This is a genomic window from Sphingobacterium populi, assembly GCF_001586775.1.
GTDB classification, from domain to species: Bacteria; Bacteroidota; Bacteroidia; order Sphingobacteriales; family Sphingobacteriaceae; genus Sphingobacterium; species Sphingobacterium populi.
The window spans coordinates 1-229 of the sequence record NZ_LQXS01000040.1 but is presented as its reverse complement, the minus strand read 5'-3'; the positions used below and the strand labels follow the sequence as shown (position 1 = coordinate 229).

Sequence of the window (229 nt, the reverse complement as noted above, 5' to 3'; positions counted from 1 at the left end):
CTGAGTTTGGAAGAAAAATCAGCTGGCAGTCAAACCTTGGTGATCTTGATGTTGAGTATCTTATTCGTATACTTCTTGTTATCCGCTCAGTACGAAAGTTACTTATTGCCATTGGCGGTATTGCTTGCGAAAGATGTTGGTTACAGCCATTCTTTGGCTTCCTGCCGCACTTTCTGCACAAGAAGCCTTGTGGCTTCGCTATCCAACTATTTCGCCCGATGGCAGATCC

1 protein-coding gene is annotated in these 229 nt (G+C 45.0%); it reads left to right on the top strand.

Going from position 1 to position 229, the window contains the following annotated elements:
• Positions 1–6: 6 nt before the first annotated feature.
• Positions 7–229, top strand: a 223-nt coding sequence (locus tag A0125_RS16695) for a hypothetical protein (RefSeq protein ID WP_410528188.1), incomplete at its 3' end; no start/stop codon positions are given.